At 61.6% G+C, this 492-nt stretch carries 1 protein-coding gene; it reads left to right on the top strand.

The window, feature by feature from the left end:
- Window positions 1-338: TrmH family RNA methyltransferase (locus EN884_RS38100; RefSeq protein ID WP_281034882.1), on the top strand; the 338-nt coding region annotated here is incomplete at its 5' end.
- Between the last annotated feature and the right edge of the window lie 154 nt (window positions 339-492).

The raw sequence follows: 492 nt of genomic DNA, 5'->3' as shown, positions 1-492 counted from the left end.
ATCGCAAGCCGATCCGCGTTTCGGTCGGCGCCGCGCTCAAGATCCCGTTCGCATCGTTCACCGACACCGCCGGCTTCACAACGATGCTCGCCCGACGTGGCTTCGAACAATTCGCGCTCTCGCCCCGCGGGGAGACCGACATCCGCGATGCGCAGCGCAGCGAGCGCCTGGCGCTCTATCTCGGCACCGAGGGCGAAGGCTTGCCGGACGACCTGCTCGCAAGCCTGCACGACGTGCGGATCACCATGGCGGAAGGCTTCGACAGCCTGAATGTCGCCGCGGCTTCAGCCATCGCGCTGCATCATTTTTCGGCTAGAGCAATTCTAGGAAAAGTGTGAAGCGGTTTTCCGTCCAGAATTGCCTCAAAGCAAAGAGTTAGGGCATTTCGCCGTTTCCGTGAAACGGTGAAATGCTCTAAGGAGACCTGATCTCAGCTTGTCGCGTCAGCCTTCTGCAGCGCGCGCACGCGGTCGGCAAGACTGCGGTCACCGT

The organism is Mesorhizobium sp. M7A.F.Ca.AU.001.01.1.1 (assembly GCF_004022735.1).
Taxonomy (GTDB): Bacteria; Pseudomonadota; Alphaproteobacteria; order Rhizobiales; family Rhizobiaceae; genus Mesorhizobium; species Mesorhizobium ciceri.
This window is presented reverse-complemented; position numbering and strand designations above follow the sequence as displayed.